We start from the raw sequence: 20,680 nt of genomic DNA, 5'->3' as shown, positions 1-20,680 counted from the left end.
CCCGCGGGATTCGGTTCACCGGGCCCGGCCCCCTTGGCCGACGACGCGATCGAGGGGCGGAACCGATCTGGATGTGGTGTCGGAGTTCAGGCTGTCGGGTGTGTGTGGAGGGCTTTCGCGGTGGGGGAGTTCGGGATCGTCGCGGGGTCGGGATAGGTGCCCAGGATTCGGTCCGCGGTACCCGCGGTGGTCACCGCGAACCAGTAGTGCTCGTTCTTGAAATGATGCAGCCGGTGGTTGCGGCGCACCGCCCGCAGGAGCGCGCCGCGCGGCTGGTAATCGGTGTGGACGAGCAGGTGGGTCCATTCGTAGATCAGCCCGAGCGCGGCCACACCGGTCAGGAATGTCAGGCCGAGACCGGGGCGGCCGAAGGCCAGGAAGGCGATGGCCACGAGTGCGGGGAGCAGCCACAGGAAGGTCTGCCACGGGATGAAGACCAGCTCCCGCACCCGTGGATCGGCGTGGTGTTCGCGATGTTTGCGGGCCAGCAGCGAGTCGATCCGCCAGTGCCCCACGGTGCGGGGGCGCCAGTGCAGAACGCAGACGTGGATGACCCATTCGACGAACGGGAACGCGGCCAGCAGCGCGACCGGTACCAGAAGGTCGGTGAGCTGCCAGTCGCCCACCAGGATCCGTGCGCCGGCCGCGACGACCAGCAGACCGGCGATCACCCGGGCCGACGGGGCTTGGCGGAACGAGCGGAACACTTCCGGGAGCGATTCCCGGCCGCGCCGTGCGGCGGTGGCCTCGTCGGCGGCCAGGCGCCGGTGGGCGAGACCGTCGATCGCCGAATTGCGCAGGCGACGGGCGCGCAGGGTGTGCGAGAAATTCATGGTGCGGTCTGTTCCAATCGGTGCAGGAGATCGTCGAATTCCGCGGTGGCCGGGCTGAGCAGTTCCGCCGCGCGGGCCCGGGCCGACTCGGCGTCGCCGGTGGTGACCGCGGCCGCGAGGGCGCGGTAGCGGTCGGGCCGGCCCACCTCGGTATCCATCACCCCGGTGAGTGCCGCCATGGCGGGTTCGTAGACGGCGCGCAACTGGTTGAACAGCAGGCGGTAGACGATCGAGTCCGCGGCATCGACGAGGTGATCCCAGAAGATGAGGGCCACCCGCTGGCGGTCCAGCGAATCTTGTTGGGCGGCGAGCTCGTCCACCGCTGCGGTGAGCGCCGGGCCGATGGCGGCGCCGTGGCGCCCGGCGGCCAATCCGGCCACTTCGCGACCCAGCGATGCCCTGGTCTCCAGAATGCTGCGCACCACCGAGTGGTCCAGCCGGCCACCGCGCAGGATCAGCCGCGGCAGTAGTTCCAGGCCCCCGGAGCGGCGTGGGTCGCGCACCGTGGTGCTGCCGCCCTGGCGTATCTCCACCAGTCCGGCGCGGGCGAGCCGCTGGACTGCCTCCCGGACAGTCGGCCGGGAGACACCGAGCGCCTCGGCCAGCTGGCGTTCGGCGGGCAGCGTCGAGCCGGGTGCGAGTTCGCCGGTGAGGACATCGTCGACGAGCTGGTCGAAGATCTCGTCCGGGACCGACCGCCGGGCGATCCGTTTCAGTGCCATATTCGGACAATAACTCCGGCAATGGTCAGAGGTCAAGTGGTCGGACCAGTTGCCGAGGGTGCAGTCGATACGACCGGGCGATGCGAGGAGTGCGAGGTCAGCTACGTATTTCGGATCCTGATGGCGGTTCGGGTACCCGGCCGCGGGTCCTGGGAGCGTCGTCGGCCGCGGCGTCCGGCGGTGCGGGTACTGCCGGACGGTGACCGAGCGCCGGGGCGATCAGCTCGACCGCGTCGTACAAGATCTGCTCGTAGTCGTCGCGATGGAATTCGTACGGGAGTTCCAGGCGTAGCTCGGTGGTCCGGGCGAGGACCGGATCGGCGCGCAGCCGCTCGACGATCTCCGCGGACGTTCCGGCCAGGTCGGGTGCGAACAACACCCGCCGATCGCCCTGTGGCGCGCGGGTCCGCTCGTTTCGGCCGGCCGCGTACCGCCGGTAGCGCTCCCGGGTAGCGCGATCGGCACTGTCGAACGGGACGATCACCCGGCCCACCGCGACGCGGGCCGGCCGGGACGGGACCGCCTGCCGGCGGTACTCGTCGATCAGGGCGAGCTGGGTGGTGCCGAAATCATCGCTGTGCTCACCGAATACGATATTGCCGGTGAGCAGGTTGAGCCCACCGGCGCCGGCCCAGCGCACCGATCGAATGCTGCCACCGCCGTACCAGAGCCGGTCGATCAGCCCCGGATTGTGCGGTTGCAGGCGTGGCCGCTGGGTGGCGCCGGGGGACTGGATCACCGTGCCGGGTCCGCCCAGATACTCGCCGCGCAGATTGTCGACGAGCCGGGAGATCCGCCCATAGGAGAGGTCGTAGCCGCGCCAGTCGCCGTCGAAGACGAGGTCTCCGATCAGTTCCGCATGCGGCGGAGTGCCCGCGCTGAAGCCGGGTTGCAGCCGGCCGCCGGACAATACATCGGCCATCGAAAGATCCTCGGCCAGCCGGAACGGACTCTCGTACCCGATGGGGATCACCGCCGTGCCCAGCTCGATCCGACGGGTTCGCTGACCGGCAGCGGCCAGGAAGACCGCCGCCGACCCGACCCCGTGTTCGAGGTGCCGCTGCCGGATCCACGCGCCGTCGAAACCGAGTCGTTCACCGAATTCGAACAGGCGGAGGGTGTCCTCGAGACCGGCGGCCGGATCACCGTCGGGATAATTGCCCGGAGTCAGGAACGACAGCTTCTCGATCGCTGGTTCTGCCGTGCTCATCGGGTCACCGGCGCTCGTAGGGGATCTTCTCGCCCGCCTCGATCGCGATCGGGAGCCGGTTCTCGGCCGGCGGTAACGGGCAGGTCGCCAGGTCGGTGTAGGCGCAGGGCAGGTTGACCGCCCGGTTGAAGTCCAGCACCACCGTCCCGTCCGCCGCGGGGGCCGCCGAGTGCAGTACTCGATCGGCCGCGTACGTGGTGACCCCGGAGGTGGCGTCGGTGAACAGGATCGTGAGGGCGCCCGGCGTCCTGCCGGGAAACACGGTGAGTGCCGACTTCTGACCGGACAGTTCGAAATCGACGCGTCCGGGCGCTGCGTAGACGTGTTCCAGCCCCGGCACGGCGGCGCCCACGGTGGTCGCCCGCGGTTCGGCGAAGGCGGTGTAGCGCCCGGTGACAACCCATTTCGGATCCGGTGCGTAGGCCGGTGTCCCGCGGAATCCGGTGCGCAACGGGTTGTCCGGATGCCGGGGCCGGACGATATCGCGCCCACCGCGTCTGGCGACCTCGATCACCGCGTCACCCCAGACCGCGTCGACCCCACCCCGTTCGGGAACGATGCCGAACCGGTGGGTTCCAGCCACCACGGCCCCGTCGATCTCCAGCTCCTCACCGTCGTCGAGGAATACGGTGACCCCGCCGGCGCCGGTGGACCAGGCGCCCGGCGCGCCGGGGAACCGCCGGGGTGTTCCGGTGAGCCAGTACAGGCCGGTGACGGCGAGAAACCCGTGTGCGTCGGCCAGCTGTGCCTCGTGCCGACGATGCCAGTCCTGCCATTCGGCGGTGAAGGTTTCGGTGCTCACTGCTACCCGGGTCGGCATACGGCGCTCCTTCGAAACCGCCGGCGGAAAGCCGTCGGCGCGATAACGATCCAACTCCGCGTGCTCGGAACCGGACAGGATTGTGATCACTCCGAACGCAACTTCGCGGACGGCCCCGCCGAGCCCACTCCGCGCCGGGTGGACCCAGCGCCCGGCGCAGTTGTCCGGCGAGGTCGACGGCGTGGGCGAGTGGCCACGGAATCACGCCGTTCTCGGCCATGCGCAGGTGGAATTGCTGTTCGCGATACGGCACGCCGGGTGGTGGCGGCGCGATACTGCGATGCTCCCGCCGGAGCCGCCTGATCCGTGCGGACCGGACCTGCTACGTTCCGAGGTACGAAATCGGGACGGTGGAGATGGACGTGCGAACCCTTACCGCGGCGGATGTGGCCGGCGGCGCGTTCCTGGAATCGGTTCTGGACCCCGCCTCGTTGCTGGAGCCGGTGCTGATCGTCGATCTGGACGGTGCCGACAGTGCGACGGCCGAGGCCGCGGCCACCCGGGTGGCGCGGCTGGGAAGCCTGGCGGTGGGTGTGTGCTCCGGTGCGATCGCCCCGGAGTCGGCGCCACTGACCGCGGCCCTGGATCTGACCTATGCCGCGGTGGCCGAGCCGGGGAATCGTGCCGTCGTGGGCGTGGCGGACCCCGATCGGGCGCTCACCGATTTCCTGTCCTGTGTGCGCCGGTTCCCACAGGCGTCGCATATCGTCGGGCAGGTGTTGCGCGCGTCGGAACATCTTCCGGTGGACGCGGCGATCGATGTGGAATCGCTGGCGTATTCGACCCTGCAGGGAGGGCCGGAATTCGGTCGCTGGCTCGCCGAGCGTCGCGGCCTGGGCCGGCCCCTTCCACCGCCACCCGGGACATCGCCGGTTCTGGTATCGGCCGAAGGGGACACGCTGCGGATAACGCTCAACCGGCCGGAACGGCGCAATGCCTACGGCACCGCGCTCCGGGACGGTCTGGTCGAGGCGCTGCGCACCGCGACCCTTGCCGAAGGGTTCACCCGTATCGTCCTCGACGGCTCCGGTTCGTCCTTCTGCTCCGGCGGGGATCTGGACGAGTTCGGCCATACGCCGGATACCGCGACCGCGCACCTGATCCGTACCCGCGGTGGTGCCGCGCGGCTGACGGCCCGGCTCGCGGAGCGCCTCGAGGTCCGGTTGCACGGTCACTGCGTGGGGGCCGGTATCGAGATCTCGGCGTTCGCCGGACGGGTGATCGCCGCACCGGACACCGTGATCCGCCTGCCCGAGGTGGCGATGGGTCTGATTCCCGGTGCGGGCGGCACGGTGAGCGTGCCCCGGCGGATCGGGCGCCGGCGTGCGCTGCACCTGTTCGTGACCGGTACCGCGCTCGGCGCCGAGCAGGCGCGGGAGTGGGGATTGGTCGACGAGATCACCGCGGAATTCCGCTAGCGAACGAGCCGGGGCGGACGTCGGCATTCGGTGGATGCGCGTGTCCCGCGCACGGATTGCCCGGCCTGGAAGGTCGGCCGCGGGTGGTCCGGCGAGCGCGTTTTTTCGTCACGGAACCGGGCCCGTTCAATATGGTATTTGCCCCTCAAATGAGGTAAACATAATCATAGATTGTCGGGGCTTCGAACTCCAGTGGGTGCGGGGGAGCGGCCTTACCGTATGGAGGTACGTGTCATGGGACAGCCAGGGCTTCGTCCGCAGAAGACCGCGATGCTGGTCGCACAGCGGATCGTCGAGGGCATCAACAAGCGCGGTAACAAGGTCGGCGACAAGTTGCCGCCCGAACGGGTGATGCTCGAGGACTACGATATCGGCCGGGGCACACTGCGTGAATCGCTGCGGTTCCTCGAGCTCCAGGGCGTTATCGCGCTCAAACCCGGTCCGGGTGGCGGTCCGATCGTGCAGCAGCCCGACGGTATGGGCCTGGCCACGGCGATCACCCTGCTGCTGCAGTTCGAGAACGCGCCCTTCCGCACGATTGTCGAAGCCCGCACGGCCCTCGAACCGATGATGGCCAGACTCGCCGCCGACCGGATCAGCGAGGAACAACTCGCCAAGCTGAAGTACTCGGTCGACACCATGCGCGAAAACCTCGACGACGAGGAAGTTTTCGTCGAGATGAGCCGCGTCTTCCACGACACCATCGCCCAGGGCTCGGGTAACGCGCTGTTCGGCTATCTGATCCACGCGTTGCTGGATATGCTCGACGGTTCGGCCGTCGGGATGGAATACCCGGAGCGGCACCGGGTCGCGACCTGCGATATCCACGAGAAGATCTATCGCGCGGTCGCCGCCGGGGATGCCGCCGCGGCGGTCACGGCGATGGAGGAGCATATCGACGCGATCTGGCGCTACGAGGAGAAGCACTATCCGGAGGTGCTGGATACGCCGATCGCCTGGGGTACCCGCAGCTGATCGACGGGGGCATCCGGAGGCTGTCCGGGCACGGCGGAGGCGACGCTGGTCGCCTCCGCCTTTCGTATCGACCGGTGGGAACAGTACTTACGCGGGACACAGCGCCCGGACGGCGTGCACCCGCCGTCCGGACCGTGTCCGGTGTTCACGGACGGTAGGGGTCCGCGCGTTCGACCGGTGGTGCCGACTTCCAGTCGGGCAGGCCGAGTTCGGGAGTCCCGACCGGGCTCTTGCCGCCGGACAGGTACGTCCACTGCGCGTGGCCGAGTTGATGGATGGAGAAACAGGCGTCGAGGGCGGTGGAGAACCCCATCGCGTCCTGACTCTGGTTCACCGATTCCTTGACCAGCAGGGCCGCCATGGTCGGTACCGCGGCGATGCGGCGGGCGAATTCCAGTGTGCGCTCGCTCAATTCCTCGGCCGGGAAGATCTTGTTGACCATTCCCAGCGAACGCGCGTCCTCGGCATCGAGGCTATCGCCGGTGAGCAACAGCTCCTTGGCTTTTCGTGGGCCGAACTCCCACGGGTGCCCGAAATATTCGACGCCGCACATGCCCAGCCGGGTCGCCACGACGTCGGCGAACCGGGTGCCCTCGGCGGCAACGATCAGATCGCAGGCCCAGGTGAGCATCAGGGCCGCGGAGAAGACATTTCCGTGCACTTCGGCAATGGTGATCTTGCGGAGTTTCCGCCACCGGCGCGTGTTCTCGTAGAAGTAGTGCCACTCCTGATGGAGCCGGGATTCGACGGCGTCGTAGCCGGCTCCGGTGCAGGTGAACGACCAGTGCTGGTCCGGTCCGGGTTCGCGTTCGGCCCGGTACTCGGAGCTGCCCAGATCGTGGCCCGAGGAGAAGACGGGGCCGTCGCCGGCCAGGATGACGACGCGGACCGTATCGTCGGCTTCGGCGCGCAGGAAGGCCTCGGTGAGTTCTACGAGCAGGCCGCGGTTCTGGGCGTTGCGATACTTCGGGCGGTTCAGCACGATACGCGCGATGGTGCCGTCGTCATGGGTTTCGTAGCGCAGGTACTTGTAGTCCGCCGGAGTCGCGAGTGGGCCTTCGGCCATGATGTCGTCCTTTTCGTGTCGAGCGGGCTCGGATTACGGCCGGATGAGCCGGCCGGCCTGGTCGAGTAGTGCCTGAGCGACACCGTGGAAGCGGCGGCCGAGCGCGGCGTCGGCCTTGCCGGCGTCCGCCCGTGCGGAGGTGCCCTCGAGGATGATGGCGAGCCGGTAGCACGCGAGTACCTGGTACCAGTCGAAATCGGATATATCGCGGCCGCTGCGTGCGGCGTAGCGAGCGATGAGTTCGTCGCGACCGGGCAGGCCGTCGAGTTGCCGGGCCAGACCGACGGTGCGGGTTTCGGCCGGGTCCGGCCAGGTGGCCAGGAGATGTCCGAGGTCGAGGAGCGGATCGCCGACCGTGCCCAGTTCCCAGTCGACAACCGCCGCGACGGCCGGACTGTCACGGCGGAACATGACATTGCCGAAGTGGTAGTCGCCGTGGATGATTCCCTTGCGCCAGTGGCCGGGGCGGTGGGCGTCGAGCCAGCGCCCGGTCTCGTCGATACCGGCGAGCCGCGGTCCCGGCCGGCCGTCGAGTTCGTGATAGGAATCGAGCTGGCGGCGCCAGCGGCCGACCTGCCGGTCGAGCCAGCCGTCGGCGCGGGCGAGTGGGGTCGCGCCGAGGACCACGGGATCCACCAGGCTCAGGGCCGCGAGGCTGTCGACCATGGACATACCCATCGCATGCTGGAGGTCGGGTGCGGACGCGTGTGGTTCGGGCACCTCGGCGGTGGCGGTGAATCCGTCGATCGCCGCCATGACGAAGAAGACGCAGCCCAGGACGTCGAGGTCCTCGCAGACGGCGACGAGGCGCGGATGGGGTACCGCGCTGTCGGCGAGCGCGGCGAGCAGCCGGGCTTCCCGGCGCATCGTCTCGTCACTGTTGGCGCGTTTGTGTACCGGCGGCCGCCGAAACACGTAGTCGGTCCCGCCTCGGGTGAACGCGACCAGGATGTTCTGGGTGCCCCCGGTCAGCGGGACGACATCGGTGACGGGCCCGGCCCCGACCTCGTTGCGGTCGAGCCATGACGTCAATACGGCGACGTTCACCGGGTCCTGATCCCTCATCGATCCACCTCGTGCCTTCCTGTGTGCCGTGCCCCGCCGCACAGTGCGACCGGAGGCTCCCGATCACGGAGCTTACACATTTCCTACGAACCATAATCATAGTTTCTTCATATTCCGGCGCATAGTTGTTATCGTTAGCCGCGGACGGGCTCCCGGTGCTTCCTGCCGCGTACGGCTCAGCACCTCGGGTGCACCTCAACAATCCAAGCGTTCTCACCAGGTGGTGCAATGGGTATCGAAATGGTTCTGGATATGGCCGCATCGGTCCATCCGGACAGACTCGCCATGGGGCGTCGCGATTCGGGTACGACGTATCAGCAGCTCAGCGACGCTGCCTCCGGTGGTGCCGCGGTCCTGGCCGGACACGGTGCGGCGCACCTGGTGTTCGTCGGCGTCAACGGGCCGGTACTACCCGTGCTGACCTTCGCGGCGGCGCGGGCCGGGATACCACTGGCCCCGCTGAACTATCGGCTGGCGACGGATCAGCTCCGCGACCTCGTCGAGCAGTTGGAGCGGCCGCTGATCGTCGCCGATTCGGCCTATCGGGAGAAGCTGGCGGGCGCGGCGGAGGTCGTGCTCACCAGTGAGGAGTTCCTCGAACTCGCCCACTCGACCCCACCCGCGCCCGCCGCGACCGCGCCCGACGACGCCACGGCGGTCGTCCTGTTCACCAGCGGGACCACCTCGGCGCCGAAGGGTGTGCTGCTGCGCCATCAGCATCTGCTGTCCTACCTGCTCAACACTGTCGAATTCGGTTCCGCGGCGGCGGACGACGCGACGCTGGTCAGCACCCCGCCGTATCACATCGCCGGGATGGGCGCGGTGCTCAGCAATGTGTACGCCGGCCGCCGGATGGTGCACCTGCCGGATTTCACACCCCGGGCCTGGCTCGACACCGTCCGGGGCGAAGGGATCACCAGCGCGATGGTGGTACCGACCATGCTCGCGCGCGTGGTCGAATACCTCGACGGTGGGCCGGGGGACGCGCCGAACCTGGTGTCACTGGCCTACGGCGGGGCGCGCATGCCGCAGCCGGTGCTCGAACGCGCTCTCGCGGCCTTTCCGGACACCGGATTCGTCAATGCCTACGGGCTGACCGAGACCAGTTCGACCATCGCCGTGCTGGGGCCCGACGACCACCGGGAAGCCCTGGCGGATGCCCGGCTGCGTGATCGGCTCTCGTCGGTGGGCCGGGTGGTGCCCGGTATGGAGGCGCAGATCCGGGACGAGGACGGCAACGTGCTGGCCGATGGGGAGATCGGCCTGCTCTGGGTGCGCGGCGACCAGGTCAGCGGAGAGTACATGGGTAAGGGGTCCGCGCTCGACGCCGACGGCTGGTTCCCGACCCGCGATCGCGCCCGCCTCGCGGACGGCTACCTCTATATCGGCGGCCGCGCGGACGACACGATCATCCGCGGTGGCGAGAACATCGCCCCCGCCGAGATCGAGGATGTCCTGGTCCACCACGACGATGTGCGCGAGGTCGCCGTGATCGGCGTCCCGGACGACGAATGGGGCGAACGGATCTGCGCGGTCGTCGTCCCGGCGGGTGCCGCGCATGCCGACGCGCAGACGATCCGTACCTGGTGCCGGGAACGGTTGCGCGGTTCGCGGACCCCGGACGAGGTCGTATTCGTGGACGAACTACCCAGGACCGCCACCGGGAAGCTGGTGCGCCGCGATCTCGTCGCCCGGGTCACCGCGCCGGATGCCCACTGACCTCACCGTTTCGTCATCAGGTCCGCATTTTCTGGAGGAACCATGCGTAGTGCCGTACTCGTCGATATCGTCCGTTCGGCCGCGGGCCGGGGCAAGCCCGGCGGCGGCCTGTCCGCTGTCCACCCGATCGATCTGCTCGCCGAGGCGCTGCGCGCACTGACGGCCCGCAGCGGTATCGACCCGGTACTGATCGACGATGTCATCGGCGGTTGTGTGAGCCAGGCGTCCGAACAGGCCGGGAACATCACCCGGTCGGCCGCGCTGGCCGCGGGACTGCCCGAATCCGTACCCGCCACCACGGTGACGCGCGCGTGCGGATCCAGCCAGCAGGCGGTGCATTTCGCGGCACAGGGTGTTATCGCCGGGGCCTACGATGTCGTGATCGCGTGCGGAGTGGAATCCATGAGCCGGGTGCCGATGGGGACCGCGCCGATGGGCCGGGACCTGGTCGGCGCCGGCCTCGCCCAGCGTTATCCGGAGGGCTGGATCGGTCAGGGTGTCGCCGCCGAACTGGTGGCGCAGCAGTACGGGCTGACCCGCGACGATGTCGACCGCTACGCGTTCGAATCGCATCGACGGGCCGCTGCCGCTGCCGCGGCCGGGCATTACGCTCGTGAGATCGTTCCGATTCCGGTACCCGGTGGTGTGCACGCCACCGACGAGACGATCCGCGCGACGACCACACTGGAAAGCCTGGGCGGGCTGCGTGCCTCCTTCCGTTCGGCGGAATCGGAGCGGCGCTTTCCCGAGCTGGGCTGGCTGATCACCCCCGGTAATTCCTCGCCGCTCACCGATGCGGCCGCCGCGACCCTGATCATGTCGGAGGAGGAGGCCGCGCGGCTCGGTCTGACGCCGCGGGCTCGTTTCGTCGATTTCGCGGTCGCCGGCGACGACCCGATCGCCATGCTCACCGCGCCGATCCCCGCTACCCGGCAGGTGCTCGACCGGACCGGGCTGAAACTCGACGAGATCGATGTCTACGAGGTGAACGAGGCGTTCGCCTCGGTGCCGCTGGCCTGGGCCCGGGAATTCGGCGCCGATCCCGCCCGGCTCAACCCCGCCGGCGGGGCCATCTCGCTCGGCCATGCGATCGGTGCGTCCGGGGTGCGGTTGCTCGCGACCATGGTCGGCGAGCTCGAACGAACCGGCGGCCGCTACGGCCTGCAGACGATGTGTGAGCACGGCGGTATGGCCAATGCCCTCATCGTCGAACGTATCTGAACCACTCGGCAGTCCGGCCGAGGACAAGGAAGGCACAGTGTGAATATCAACGGCAAGGTCGCCCTCGTCACCGGGGGTGCGTCCGGTCTCGGACTCGCGACCGCGCGCCGCCTCCTCGGCGAGGGCGCCAAGGTGGTGCTGCTCGATCTGCCGGGCTCCGACGGTGCGGCCGTGGCCGCCGGGCTCGGCGCGAACGCGCTGTTCGCCCCGGCGGATATCACCGACGAATCCGCGGTGGCGGCCGCGCTCGACGCGGCCGAGGAATTCGGTGAACTGCGCGCGGTCGTGAGCTGTGCGGGGACCGGCCGTTCGCTGCGGGTGGTCGGCCGTCAGGGCGTTTTCCCGCTCGAGGTGTTCACCCGGGTCGTGACGATCAACCTGATCGGTACCTTCAATATCGTGCGCCTGGCCGCCGAACGGATGTCGCGGCTCGAACTCGACGGTGAAGAACGCGGTGTCCTCGTGACCACCGCGTCGGTCGCCGCGTTCGAGGGACAGATCGGGCAGGCGGCCTATGCCGCCTCGAAGGCCGGTGTCGCCGGGATGACCCTGCCGCTGGCGCGTGACCTGGCCTCGCTCGCGATCCGGGTCGTCTCCATCGCACCCGGACTGTTCGATACCCCGCTGCTGGCGGGACTGAACGACGAGGCCAAGGCATCGCTCGGCGCGCAGACTCCGCATCCGAGCCGACTCGGGGATCCCGCGGAATTCGGGGCGCTGGCCGCCCATATCCTGTCCAATTCCATGATCAACGGTGAGGTCGTCCGGCTCGACGGTGCCATCCGGATGGCACCGCGCTGATGACCCGGCAAGGAGGTAATCCGATGACGGATCCGGCTCTTCCCCTGGCGGGCAAGGTCGCCCTGGTCACCGGCGGTAGTCGCGGGCTCGGCCGCGAGATGGTGCGCGCGTTCGCGGCGGCGGGCGCCGATACCGTCATCGTCAGCCGCAAGATCGACAGTTGCGCGCAGCTGGCCGCCGAGGTCACCGCCGATACCGGGCGGCGCGCGCTACCGGTCGCCTGCCATGTGGGTGACTGGGATGCCCAGCAACAACTGGTCGACCGCGTCTACGCGGAGTTCGGCCGGATCGACGTCCTGGTCAACAACGCCGGGATGTCGCCGTTGTACGCGAGCCTCGAGGATATCTCCGAGGCGCTGTTCGACAAGGTTGTCGACGTCAACCTCAAGGGTGCCTTCCGGCTGACGACGCTGGTCGCTCCGCGGATGGCCACGGGGGAGGGCGGATCGATCATCAACATCAGTTCGATCGCCGCGGAGCGGCCCACCCCGGGGGATCTGCCGTACGCGGCGGCCAAGGCGGGGCTGAACATCCTGACCAAGGGTTTCGCGCAGGCCTACGGCCCGAGCGTACGGGTCAACGCGATCATGGCCGGTCCGTTTCTCACCGATATCAGCAAGGCGTGGGATATGGACGCGGTCGGCGAGAAACTGAAGGAACTGCCGCTGGGCCGGGCCGGGGAGCCCGCCGAAATCGTCGGCGCGGCACTGTATCTCGCCGGACCGGGTGCCGCATATACCTCGGGCGCGATCATCCCGGTCGACGGCGGCCGTACGGCGATGCGCTGAACCGCGCTGCCGCGACGCGATCTTTTTCAGAGAGGAATCAGGATATGAGCTGGGGATTCGAGACCGACCCCGAGTATCGGCAGGTGCTCGACTGGGCGGACGAGTTCGTCACCCGGGAGGTCGAGCCGATCGACCAGGTCATCACGCACGCCTGGGATCTGCAGGATCCGCTGCGGCGGAAGCTGATCCCGCCGCTGCAGGATCAGGTCCGGGCCAAGGGGCTGTGGGCGACCCACCTGGGCCCCGAACTGGGCGGTCAGGGTTACGGCCAGCTGAAGCTGGCACTGCTCAACGAGATCGTCGGCCGCACCCATTCGGGGCCGATCGTCTTCGGTTGCCAGGCACCCGATTCCGGGAATACCGAAATCCTCGCGCACTACGGCACCCCGGAACTCAAACAGCGGTATCTGCGCCCGCTCATCGAGAACGAGATCGTGTCCTGCTATGCGATGACCGAACCGCAGGGTGGTTCGAATCCGGTCGAGTTCGAGACGACCGCCGTCGCGGACGGCGACGAATGGGTGATCAACGGCGAGAAATGGTTCGGTTCGAACGCCCGTTTCGCCTCGTTCTACATCATCATGGCCGTGACGGATCCGGACGCGGAACCGCATCGGCGGCTCTCGCAGTTCATTGTCCCCGCCGAGACTCCGGGAGTGGAGATAGTCCGGAACACCGGGGTCTGGGGACACGACTACGAGGTCGGTACCCACGCCTACACCCGGTGGACCGATGTCCGGATTCCCCGGGACCACATCCTCGGTGGGGTGGGGCAGGGATTCGAGGTGGCACAGACCCGGCTCGGCGGCGGGCGGATCCACCACGCCATGCGTACGGTCGGTCTGGTGCGGCGTTCGCTGGACATGATGCTCGAACGCGCGGTGTCGCGGACGACGCGCGGCAGCCGGCTCGGTGACAAACAACTCGTGCAGGAGATGATCGCCGATTCGTGGTTGCAGCTCGAGCAGTTCCGGCTGCTGGTGCTGCGGACCGCGTGGCGGATCGATCAAGAGAACGATTACCGCAAGGTCATCAAGGACATCGCGGCGGTCAAGGCGGCGATGCCCAAGGTGCTGCTCGATGTCACCTCGCGGGCCGTGCAGTTGCACGGTTCGCTGGGCGTATCCAAGGAACTCCCGCTGGGTAAATGGCTTTTCGAGGCCTATCACATGGGGTTGGCCGACGGCGCGACCGAAGTCCACAAGATCGGTCTGGCGCGCCAGCTGCTCCGGGACGCGGCACCGCACGAAGGTCTGTTCCCGAGCTATCACCTGCCCGCTCTCCAGGAGCAGGCGCGGGAGAAGTTCGCGGCCGAGCTGAGTGAGGCCGGGCCCGGCCGCGAACCGGTCAGCCGTCGCGGCTGAGGACGAAGGCCGTGGATCCGGCGAGCCCGTTCGATACGGTGACGATCGAGCGGGCCGCGCCGGGTACCTGGCGTTCGCCCGCTCGGTCGGTCACCTGGTAGGCGGCCTCGGCCAGCTGAGTCATCCCGTGCAGGCGGCCCTCGGCCAGACAGCCACCGCCGGTGTTCAGCGGTAGCGAACCGGTGAGCCGGCCCAGGCCGCTGTCGATGAATCCCGGTGCCTCGCCACGACCCACGAAGCCAAGGCCTTCGAGCCAGGTGAAGGTGAAGATCGAGAAACCGTCGTAGAGCTGTGCGTTGTCGATCTCGTCGCGACCGATTCCCGCGGCGTCCCACAGCCGCTCCCCGGTGCGCGCGGCACCTTCGAGAATGCTTTCCAGTGTCATCGGCGCACCGGTCGGGCCCACCTGGTTGCTCGCCGCGTAGCCGGTGACGAGTGCCGGTGGGTTACGCAGATCGCGGGCCCGTTCGGTGCGGGTGAGGACGATCGCGACGGCGCCGTCGACCGGTAGATCGCAGTCGAGCATGGTGATCGGGTCCGCGATCATCCGCGACTCCAGGTATTCGGCCTCGGTCAGTCGCTTCCCACGGAAGTACGCGTGCGGATTGCGGTGCGCGTTCTCCCGGTTGCCGACGACGAAGGTCGCCAGCGATTCCCGGGTGGCACCCGCCAGATCCAGGTACCGTCGTGCGACCGTGGCGGCCCAGCCGGCCGGCATGGAGAAACCGTACGGAGCGAAGAACTGGTCGCGCCCGGCGGCATGTGCGGAGGTGTAGCTGGAATACCGCCCGACGGGCATGTGCAGGGCGCGGTAGAGCACGACGTGACTGCAGGCTCCGGCGACCAGCGCGTTGATCGCGTCGATGGCCGCGTGGGTGACCATCGGGGCGGTATTGCCCAGCCAGGTGATCCGGTCGCGGATGCCCAGTGCTCCCGCGAGGTGACCGGGTGTCATCACATCGATCCCGTCCAGGTCGCCCTTCGCGCCGCCGTACACCGGCATGGACGGTGTGGTGGCGAGGCCGTCGATATCGTCGCGACCCAGCCCGGCGTCCGCGAGGGCCCGGTCGGTGGCCTCGACGGTCAGTTCGGCCAGTGAGCGTGGATTGCGCCGGATGAGTTCGGTGTAGCCGATTCCGGCGATCGCGACCCTGTCGCGGAAGTCCCACATCTCATGCGCTCCTCGGCCGGAACTGCGGTACGACCGAATCCGGCGCCAGCTCCTCGAATGTCACTTCCAGCGGCATTCCGAGCCGGATCGCTTCCGGCCGGACGTCGAGCAGGCCGGCCGTGATCAGGAGGCCGGGCTGTTCGTCGAGTTCGGCGATACCGACGAGGTAGGGCAGCGCATCGGCGAAACCGGGGGCCGGTGCATCGTGCATCACCGTGTAGGAGTACAGCGTCGCCGCGCCCGAGACATCACGCCAGATCAGGTCGGCGGAGGTGCAGTGCGGGCAGAATGCGGACGGTAGGTGTACGAACCGGGCACAGCCACGGCAGAACTGCAGGGAGAGCCGGTGCTCCCGGGCCGCCGCCCAATAGGGCGCGGTGAGGTGGTCGGCGAGCGGCAGCGGTTTGGCCGGTGTATCGGGCGTACTCGGTGGGCTCATACGGCCTCCTCTGCAGTGCGGGGTCTCGAAATCCAGATAATGGTAATCATCTATTGGTGATTCTGTGATGCGAGTCTCGGGTTCGTCAAGTCGCTCACCTGCGTATCCGGTGTCGGTGCGCGGTCCGTGGATCGTCATCACAGGCAAATGATTCGCATGAAAGCTTGACTTTCGGGTGAAACCAGGCGAATGATATGCACGTCTTCGGTGACGTGGATCACGACAGGAACAGCCGCGGCCGGTCCGTGTGGTTTCTGCCGGATGTCACCGCATTCCATCCCCTCAATCCTGCGGAGTTCACATGAGCGCATCGACGCGCGCTACGAGCGCACGGCCCCACCGGCTGCGGCTCCTGATCGAGGTCCCGGCAGTCATCGTGCTCTTCGTCATGATGCTCCACGTGACCGCCAACGCCCTGCTCCGGGCGTTCGCCTCGAGTCCCATCCAGAACACGCTCGAGATCACGCAGTACATCTACCTGCCGATCATCGCGCTGCTCGGGTTCATGGCGGCGCAGTCCCGTGGCGAGCACATCGTCGCGGATCTGGTCACCCACTACTTCCCGCGGCGGGTCCGCCGGGCGGTGCTGGCCACCGGTTATGTGGCCGCGCTGATCGTGATGGCCGGTTTCGCCCGGTACGGCCTGGCGGAAGCGCTGCACGCCCGGGATATCGGCCAGACGGCCGGTGTGTCGACGGTGGTGTCGTGGCCGGTGCTGTTCCTGGTGCCGATCGCCTTCGCGGTACTCGCGGTGCAACTGGGTTTCGCCGCCGTCCGGGCACTGCGCGGCGGCGAGGACGCGGACGGGGCCGATAGCACAGGCGAGGCCGACCGCGCGGGCGAGGCCGACAGCATCGACGAGATCGAGACCGGTGCCGCGGCTCCGGTCGGCACGACATCGGATTCGGAGAAGAAATGACCACCACCACCGTGCCCGCGGACAACACGGGCAGCCGTCCGGTCGATCCTCCACCGGTGGGCCCGAGCCGTACGCACACCGTCCGTTCGTGGACCGTTTTCGGCGTCCTGCTCGTCGTGCTCGCCGGCTCGGTCGCGGCGATCTTCATGCCGTTGAAACCGCAGGCGATCGGTTGCGCCGCGCTGGTGATGATGCTGGCGCTGCTGCTTCTGCGGGTACCGGTCGCGATGACGATGATCATTCCGTCCTTCGCCGGTCTCTACGCGTTACGTGGTGAGAAGACGGTGGTCAGCGCGCTGTCGTCGCTGCCCTATGATCAAGTCGCGAGCTGGACTCTCAGCGTGGTGCCGATGTTCGTGCTCATGGGATTGCTGATGTGGCGGTCCGGACTGACGGCGAATCTCTATACGGTGGCCCGGCACTGGCTCGGCTGGCTGCCCGGCGGCCTGGCCGTGGGAACCAATGTGGCCGGCGCGGGACTGGCCACGGTCAGCGGATCGACCACCGGTACCGCCTACGCGCTCGGCCGGATCGGTATCCCGGAGATGCTCAAGGCGGGATACGATCGCCGGCTGGCGGTCGGCGCGGTTATCGTGGCCGGGCTGCCGGGTCAGCTGATCCCGCCCAGTATCCTGCTGGTGCTCTACGCCGGTATCGCCGAAGTCCCGGTGGGTAAACAGCTCCTGGCCGGTATCGGCCCGGGCATTCTGGTGGCGATTCTGTTCAGTCTCGCGATCGTGGGCTTCGCCGTATTCGGCAAGGGACTCGCCGGGCCGAATCTCGGCCGGGGCACCGAGAAGATCTCCTGGAAAGCGAAATTCACCAGTCTCGCTCAGGCCTGGCCGGTACCGGTACTGATGCTGGTGATCGTGGGCGGCATGCTCTCGGGCATCTTCACCGCGACCGAGGCCGGTGCCGCGGCGGCGCTGTGCTCGGTGGCCGTGGTGCTGCTGTGGAAGCGGAAGACCGGTGGAGCGTTCCGGGCGCTCGCGGACGGTGCGGTCGGCACGGTGTCCACGGTGGGTGCGGTGTTCCTGCTCCTGGTCGGTGTCGAAGCGTTGTCCCGCATGATGACGCTCAGCGGTATCAGTAACGGGTTCGCCGATCTCATCGCCGGTATGGATCTCGGCCGGGTCGAGTTCCTGCTGTTGATGGTGGTGGTCTATCTGCTGCTCGGGGCGTTCATGGAACCGCTGCCGATGATGGTGCTCACCATCCCGATCCTGATCCCCACACTGGAGGCGCTCGATATCTCGCTGCTGTGGTTCGGCGCCTTCACGGTGTTCATGGGCGAGCTGGCCATCCTGTCGCCGCCGGTCGGTGTGCTGGCGATGGTCATCCACTCCATCGCCAAGGATCCGGAGGTCAACCTGGGGCGCAATATTCCGTTGAAGGATGTGTTCGTCGCTTCGCTGTGGTTCCTGCCGATGGCGATCGTGGTGGTGCTGATCCTGATCTTCTTTCCGGAGATCGCGACCTTCTTGCCGGATCGTTCGAGCGCCGGCTGATCCCGCGCCGTAGCGGACACGACGGCCGGAGAGGAATTTCCTCTCCGGCCGTCGCGCTGTCCGGCGTGTATGTCCGCTGCGAGCCCGAACACCACCGGATCCGATGCGTCGGGGCAGCTCGTCCTAGTCGCCCAGTACCCCCGCCTCGGTGAGCGCCGCGATTTCGGCGTCCGTCAGTGCCAGCACCTCGCGTAACACCGCCGGCCCGTCGGCGCCGAGTGCGGCGGCCGGTCCGGTTCGCGGATGGGTGCCGTCGAACGATGCGGGCAAGGCGGCGGCGAGATACTCGCCGATGCGCGGCTGGACGAGCGGGGCGAAGAGTGGGTTCGCCGCGAGATCGCCGGACCGGACCGTCTGCTCGAACGTGCGGTACCGCTCGTACAGGACCGAGGTCGCGGCCAGTGCCCGGCCGACTTCATCGGCGGTCTGCCCCCGGAACCAGCGGGCGAACAGCGCGGTGAGCACCTCGCGATGCTCGAAGCGGTCGCTCTCCTGCCCGAAATCGGCGTTCAGGGCGGATTCCAGTGCGGCAACGGGCCGCTCGGTCCCGGTGACGACCGTCAGATCGCGGAAATGCCGCGTGGTCAGCGCGACCACCATGAACCGCTCGCCGTCGGCGGTCGTGAAATCGGAGCCGTAGGTGCCGTATACAGCGTTACCGGTACCGGCCCGGCCGATACCGTTCACCTGAACTTCGGTGAGATACCCCAGCGCTCCGGCGGTGGCGAGCGCGACGTCTTCGAGCGGGAGGACGATCCGCGCGCCGTGTCCTGTGGCCGCGCGGCGGTGCACCGCCGCGGTGACCGCGAGTGCCGCGTGCAGTCCGGCGGCCACGTCCCACGCGGGCAGTACGTGATTGACCACGCCGGCGTGGTCGAGCGGGCCGGTGATCTGTGGGAACCCGAGCGCGGCGTTCACGGTGTAGTCCACGGCCGGCCGGCCGTCGTGACGGCCCAGTAGTTCCAGAGTGATGACATCGGAACGCTCGGCGACCAGGCCCTCATGGCTCATCCAGCGGCGGCCGCCCGCATTGGTGACCAGGATGCCGCCGCCGTCGCCGGGTGCGGTCACCAGGCGGCGGACGATCCGCTGTCCCGTTTCGCTGCGCAGATCGAGTGTCAGCGACCGTTTCCCGCGATTGAGTCCGGTCCAGTAGATGGATTCACCGGCTGCTGTCAACGGCCAGCGGTCGATATCGGCGGCACCGCCGAGCGGATCGATCCGGATCACCTCGGCGCCCAGCTGGGCCATGGTGAGTCCGCACAGGGGGGAGGCTACGAAGCTCGAGATCTCGACGATGCGCAGCCCTGCCAAGGGTTTGGCTGCGGAGTCCGGTCGGGTCATTCGGGAACTCTTTCGGTCGGTGCGGCCTTCTGACCAGGCACGTCAATAATTAATGATAATAGATCTCACCATAGTATTGACATGCATGATTGAAGGGGGCAATACTTCCACCATGGCCTCCATTTCGGCAGTCGGTCCGGAAGATTTCGCCGACATCCTGGCGCAGACACGCGAGTTCATCCGTAAGGGTGTGGTGCCACGTGAACAGGAGATCGCGGATTCCGACAGCATCCCCGACGATATCCGCCGCGACGCCGCGGCGATGGGTTTGTTCGGCTACGCGATCCCTCAGGAGTGGGGTGGTCTCGGGCTGGACCTGACCCAGGATGTCGAACTGGCAATGGAATTCGGTTACACATCGCTGTCGCTGCGATCCATGTTCGGTACCAACAACGGCATAGCCGGTCAGGTGCTGGTGGGCTTCGGTACCGACGACCAGAAGGCGCGGTGGCTCGAGGGCATCGCCTCCGGTGCCGTCGTGGCCTCGTTCGCGCTGACCGAGCCCGGCGCGGGCTCGAACCCCTCCGGACTGCGCACCAAGGCGGTCCGCGACGGCGACGGCTGGGTGATCGACGGCGAGAAACGATTCATCACCAACGCGCCGCTGGCCGACCTGTTCGTCGTGTTCGCCCGTACCCGGCCCGCCGATGAGAACGGTACCGGTATCGCGGTATTCCTCGTCCCGGCCGATACTCCCGGGCTCGAGGTCGCGCCCAAAGACCGCAAGATGGGCCAGGAGGGAGCCTGGACCGCCGACGTCCACTTCACCGGGGTCCGCGTTCCGCACTCCGCGCTGGTGGGCGGTAACGAGGATGTCGGATACCGGGCCGCGATGACCTCGCTGGCCCGAGGGCGCGTCCATATCGCGGCGCTGTCGGTGGGTGCCGCCCAGCGAGCACTCGACGAAGCCGTCGAATACGCGGCCACCGCCACTCAGGGCGGAACTCCGATCGGGGATTTCCAGCTGGTGCAGGCCATGATCGCCGATATCGCCACGGGGGTGATGGCGGGCCGGGCGATGGTCCGGGAAGTCGCGGCACGCTACGTCTCGGGCGAGGATCGGCGAATCGGCCCGTCCGCGGCGAAGCTCTATTGCACCGAAATGGTCGGCCGCGCTGCCGATCTCGCGGTACAGATCCACGGTGGCACCGGCTATATGCGGGAGGTCGCCGTCGAGCGGATCTACCGGGATGTCCGGCTGCTGCGGCTGTACGAGGGAACCAGTGAGATCCAGCGCCTGATCATCGGTGGTGCGCTGGTCAAGGCCGCGCGGACCGGCACGGGTGGGGGGCGCTGA

Annotated in this window: 19 protein-coding genes; 10 read left to right on the top strand and 9 right to left on the bottom strand. The window is 68.0% G+C overall.

The window, feature by feature from the left end; translation table 11 throughout:
- Positions 1 to 86 precede the first annotated feature (86 nt).
- From ACWEWT_RS06330 to ACWEWT_RS06315, 4 genes are all read right to left on the bottom strand, one after another.
- On the bottom strand, positions 87 to 833 hold the full coding sequence (locus ACWEWT_RS06330; RefSeq protein WP_452556760.1) for a sterol desaturase family protein: 747 nt from the start codon (positions 831 to 833) through the stop codon (positions 87 to 89).
- The gene (locus tag ACWEWT_RS06325) at positions 830 to 1,555 is read right to left on the bottom strand and encodes a FadR/GntR family transcriptional regulator (protein WP_452556758.1); all 726 of its coding nucleotides are present in this window, start codon (positions 1,553 to 1,555) and stop codon (positions 830 to 832) included. Before ACWEWT_RS06325 ends, ACWEWT_RS06330 begins: the two co-directional genes overlap by 4 nt.
- Before the next feature lie 97 nt (positions 1,556 to 1,652).
- Entirely contained in the window at positions 1,653 to 2,765 is a 1,113-nt protein-coding gene (locus ACWEWT_RS06320; protein ID WP_452556756.1) for an LLM class flavin-dependent oxidoreductase, read from the bottom strand.
- 4 nt (positions 2,766 to 2,769) lie between these two features.
- On the bottom strand, positions 2,770 to 3,585 hold the full coding sequence (locus tag ACWEWT_RS06315; protein WP_452556754.1) for a DUF1684 domain-containing protein: 816 nt from the start codon (positions 3,583 to 3,585) through the stop codon (positions 2,770 to 2,772).
- Between the two features lie 356 nt (positions 3,586 to 3,941).
- On the opposite strand from ACWEWT_RS06315, the gene ACWEWT_RS06310 reads away from it, so the two are divergent.
- Both ACWEWT_RS06310 and ACWEWT_RS06305 read left to right on the top strand, forming a co-directional pair.
- Positions 3,942 to 5,003, top strand: coding sequence for an enoyl-CoA hydratase/isomerase family protein (locus tag ACWEWT_RS06310; RefSeq protein WP_452556752.1), 1,062 nt, complete (start codon positions 3,942 to 3,944; stop codon positions 5,001 to 5,003).
- Between the two features lie 234 nt (positions 5,004 to 5,237).
- On the top strand, positions 5,238 to 5,978 hold the full coding sequence (locus ACWEWT_RS06305) for a FadR/GntR family transcriptional regulator (protein ID WP_452556750.1): 741 nt from the start codon (positions 5,238 to 5,240) through the stop codon (positions 5,976 to 5,978).
- A gap of 145 nt (positions 5,979 to 6,123) precedes the next feature.
- On the opposite strand, the gene ACWEWT_RS06300 is transcribed toward ACWEWT_RS06305, so the two are convergent.
- Both ACWEWT_RS06300 and ACWEWT_RS06295 read right to left on the bottom strand, forming a co-directional pair.
- Complete coding sequence (locus ACWEWT_RS06300; RefSeq protein ID WP_452556748.1) at positions 6,124 to 7,044, bottom strand: enoyl-CoA hydratase; 921 nt, start codon at positions 7,042 to 7,044, stop codon at positions 6,124 to 6,126.
- Positions 7,045 to 7,077: 33 nt separating this feature from the next.
- Entirely contained in the window at positions 7,078 to 8,109 is a 1,032-nt protein-coding gene (locus ACWEWT_RS06295; protein ID WP_452556746.1) for a phosphotransferase family protein, read from the bottom strand.
- A gap of 228 nt (positions 8,110 to 8,337) precedes the next feature.
- Between ACWEWT_RS06295 and ACWEWT_RS06290 the strand changes: the two genes are divergently transcribed.
- Genes ACWEWT_RS06290 through ACWEWT_RS06270 form a run of 5 tightly spaced genes read left to right on the top strand, consistent with a single transcriptional unit; the run spans position 8,338 to position 14,002 of the window.
- Positions 8,338 to 9,828 (top strand): class I adenylate-forming enzyme family protein, encoded by a 1,491-nt coding sequence (locus ACWEWT_RS06290; protein ID WP_452556744.1) that lies wholly within the window; start codon positions 8,338 to 8,340, stop codon positions 9,826 to 9,828.
- 42 nt (positions 9,829 to 9,870) lie between these two features.
- Positions 9,871 to 11,049 carry a thiolase family protein gene (locus ACWEWT_RS06285; RefSeq protein ID WP_452556742.1) on the top strand — a complete coding sequence of 393 codons (1,179 nt, stop codon included), beginning with the start codon at positions 9,871 to 9,873 and terminating at the stop codon, positions 11,047 to 11,049.
- Between the two features lie 39 nt (positions 11,050 to 11,088).
- A complete protein-coding gene (locus tag ACWEWT_RS06280) occupies positions 11,089 to 11,850 on the top strand; it encodes an SDR family NAD(P)-dependent oxidoreductase (protein WP_452556740.1) in 762 nt (253 codons plus the stop codon).
- Between the two features lie 23 nt (positions 11,851 to 11,873).
- Positions 11,874 to 12,638 carry an SDR family NAD(P)-dependent oxidoreductase gene (locus ACWEWT_RS06275; protein ID WP_452556738.1) on the top strand — a complete coding sequence of 255 codons (765 nt, stop codon included), beginning with the start codon at positions 11,874 to 11,876 and terminating at the stop codon, positions 12,636 to 12,638.
- A gap of 44 nt (positions 12,639 to 12,682) precedes the next feature.
- A complete protein-coding gene (locus ACWEWT_RS06270) occupies positions 12,683 to 14,002 on the top strand; it encodes an acyl-CoA dehydrogenase family protein (RefSeq protein WP_452556736.1) in 1,320 nt (439 codons plus the stop codon).
- On the opposite strand, the gene ACWEWT_RS06265 is transcribed toward ACWEWT_RS06270, so the two are convergent.
- Both ACWEWT_RS06265 and ACWEWT_RS06260 read right to left on the bottom strand, forming a co-directional pair.
- Positions 13,986 to 15,173: a thiolase C-terminal domain-containing protein gene (locus ACWEWT_RS06265; RefSeq protein WP_452556734.1), complete on the bottom strand. Its 1,188-nt coding sequence runs from the start codon at positions 15,171 to 15,173 to the stop codon at positions 13,986 to 13,988. The genes ACWEWT_RS06270 and ACWEWT_RS06265 overlap by 17 nt on opposite strands.
- A gap of 1 nt (position 15,174) precedes the next feature.
- Entirely contained in the window at positions 15,175 to 15,612 is a 438-nt protein-coding gene (locus tag ACWEWT_RS06260) for a Zn-ribbon domain-containing OB-fold protein (protein WP_452556732.1), read from the bottom strand.
- A 301-nt stretch (positions 15,613 to 15,913) separates the two neighbouring features.
- Between ACWEWT_RS06260 and ACWEWT_RS06255 the strand changes: the two genes are divergently transcribed.
- Together ACWEWT_RS06255 and ACWEWT_RS06250 are read left to right on the top strand one after the other, a co-directional pair.
- Entirely contained in the window at positions 15,914 to 16,531 is a 618-nt protein-coding gene (locus ACWEWT_RS06255) for a TRAP transporter small permease (protein ID WP_452556730.1), read from the top strand.
- Entirely contained in the window at positions 16,528 to 18,039 is a 1,512-nt protein-coding gene (locus ACWEWT_RS06250; protein ID WP_452556728.1) for a TRAP transporter large permease, read from the top strand. The genes ACWEWT_RS06255 and ACWEWT_RS06250 overlap by 4 nt, the downstream gene beginning before the upstream one ends.
- A gap of 123 nt (positions 18,040 to 18,162) precedes the next feature.
- Here the strand turns inward: ACWEWT_RS06250 and ACWEWT_RS06245 are convergent, their stop codons facing one another.
- Positions 18,163 to 19,383, bottom strand: coding sequence for a CoA transferase (locus ACWEWT_RS06245; protein WP_452556726.1), 1,221 nt, complete (start codon positions 19,381 to 19,383; stop codon positions 18,163 to 18,165).
- A 112-nt stretch (positions 19,384 to 19,495) separates the two neighbouring features.
- Here ACWEWT_RS06245 and ACWEWT_RS06240 point away from each other — a divergent pair, with 112 nt between their 5' ends.
- Complete coding sequence (locus ACWEWT_RS06240) at positions 19,496 to 20,680, top strand: acyl-CoA dehydrogenase family protein (protein ID WP_452556724.1); 1,185 nt, start codon at positions 19,496 to 19,498, stop codon at positions 20,678 to 20,680.

Source organism: Nocardia sp. NPDC003963, from assembly GCF_053605105.1.
Note: the sequence above shows the minus strand (reverse complement) of the source record. Positions and strands in the feature narration are given on the sequence as shown.

Coding starts and splice junctions, on each gene's coding strand:
- ACWEWT_RS06275 (WP_452556738.1), top strand. CDS start 11,874: ATGACGGATCCGGCTCTTCCCCTGGCGGGCAAGGTCGCCCTGGTCACC.
- ACWEWT_RS06260 (WP_452556732.1), bottom strand. CDS start 15,612: ATGAGCCCACCGAGTACGCCCGATACACCGGCCAAACCGCTGCCGCTC.
- ACWEWT_RS06325 (WP_452556758.1), bottom strand. CDS start 1,555: ATGGCACTGAAACGGATCGCCCGGCGGTCGGTCCCGGACGAGATCTTC.
- ACWEWT_RS06245 (WP_452556726.1), bottom strand. CDS start 19,383: ATGACCCGACCGGACTCCGCAGCCAAACCCTTGGCAGGGCTGCGCATC.
- ACWEWT_RS06250 (WP_452556728.1), top strand. CDS start 16,528: ATGACCACCACCACCGTGCCCGCGGACAACACGGGCAGCCGTCCGGTC.
- ACWEWT_RS06315 (WP_452556754.1), bottom strand. CDS start 3,585: ATGCCGACCCGGGTAGCAGTGAGCACCGAAACCTTCACCGCCGAATGG.
- ACWEWT_RS06265 (WP_452556734.1), bottom strand. CDS start 15,173: ATGTGGGACTTCCGCGACAGGGTCGCGATCGCCGGAATCGGCTACACC.
- ACWEWT_RS06240 (WP_452556724.1), top strand. CDS start 19,496: ATGGCCTCCATTTCGGCAGTCGGTCCGGAAGATTTCGCCGACATCCTG.
- ACWEWT_RS06330 (WP_452556760.1), bottom strand. CDS start 833: ATGAATTTCTCGCACACCCTGCGCGCCCGTCGCCTGCGCAATTCGGCG.
- ACWEWT_RS06320 (WP_452556756.1), bottom strand. CDS start 2,765: ATGAGCACGGCAGAACCAGCGATCGAGAAGCTGTCGTTCCTGACTCCG.
- ACWEWT_RS06295 (WP_452556746.1), bottom strand. CDS start 8,109: ATGAGGGATCAGGACCCGGTGAACGTCGCCGTATTGACGTCATGGCTC.
- ACWEWT_RS06290 (WP_452556744.1), top strand. CDS start 8,338: ATGGGTATCGAAATGGTTCTGGATATGGCCGCATCGGTCCATCCGGAC.
- ACWEWT_RS06305 (WP_452556750.1), top strand. CDS start 5,238: ATGGGACAGCCAGGGCTTCGTCCGCAGAAGACCGCGATGCTGGTCGCA.
- ACWEWT_RS06285 (WP_452556742.1), top strand. CDS start 9,871: ATGCGTAGTGCCGTACTCGTCGATATCGTCCGTTCGGCCGCGGGCCGG.
- ACWEWT_RS06310 (WP_452556752.1), top strand. CDS start 3,942: ATGGACGTGCGAACCCTTACCGCGGCGGATGTGGCCGGCGGCGCGTTC.
- ACWEWT_RS06255 (WP_452556730.1), top strand. CDS start 15,914: ATGAGCGCATCGACGCGCGCTACGAGCGCACGGCCCCACCGGCTGCGG.
- ACWEWT_RS06270 (WP_452556736.1), top strand. CDS start 12,683: ATGAGCTGGGGATTCGAGACCGACCCCGAGTATCGGCAGGTGCTCGAC.
- ACWEWT_RS06300 (WP_452556748.1), bottom strand. CDS start 7,044: ATGGCCGAAGGCCCACTCGCGACTCCGGCGGACTACAAGTACCTGCGC.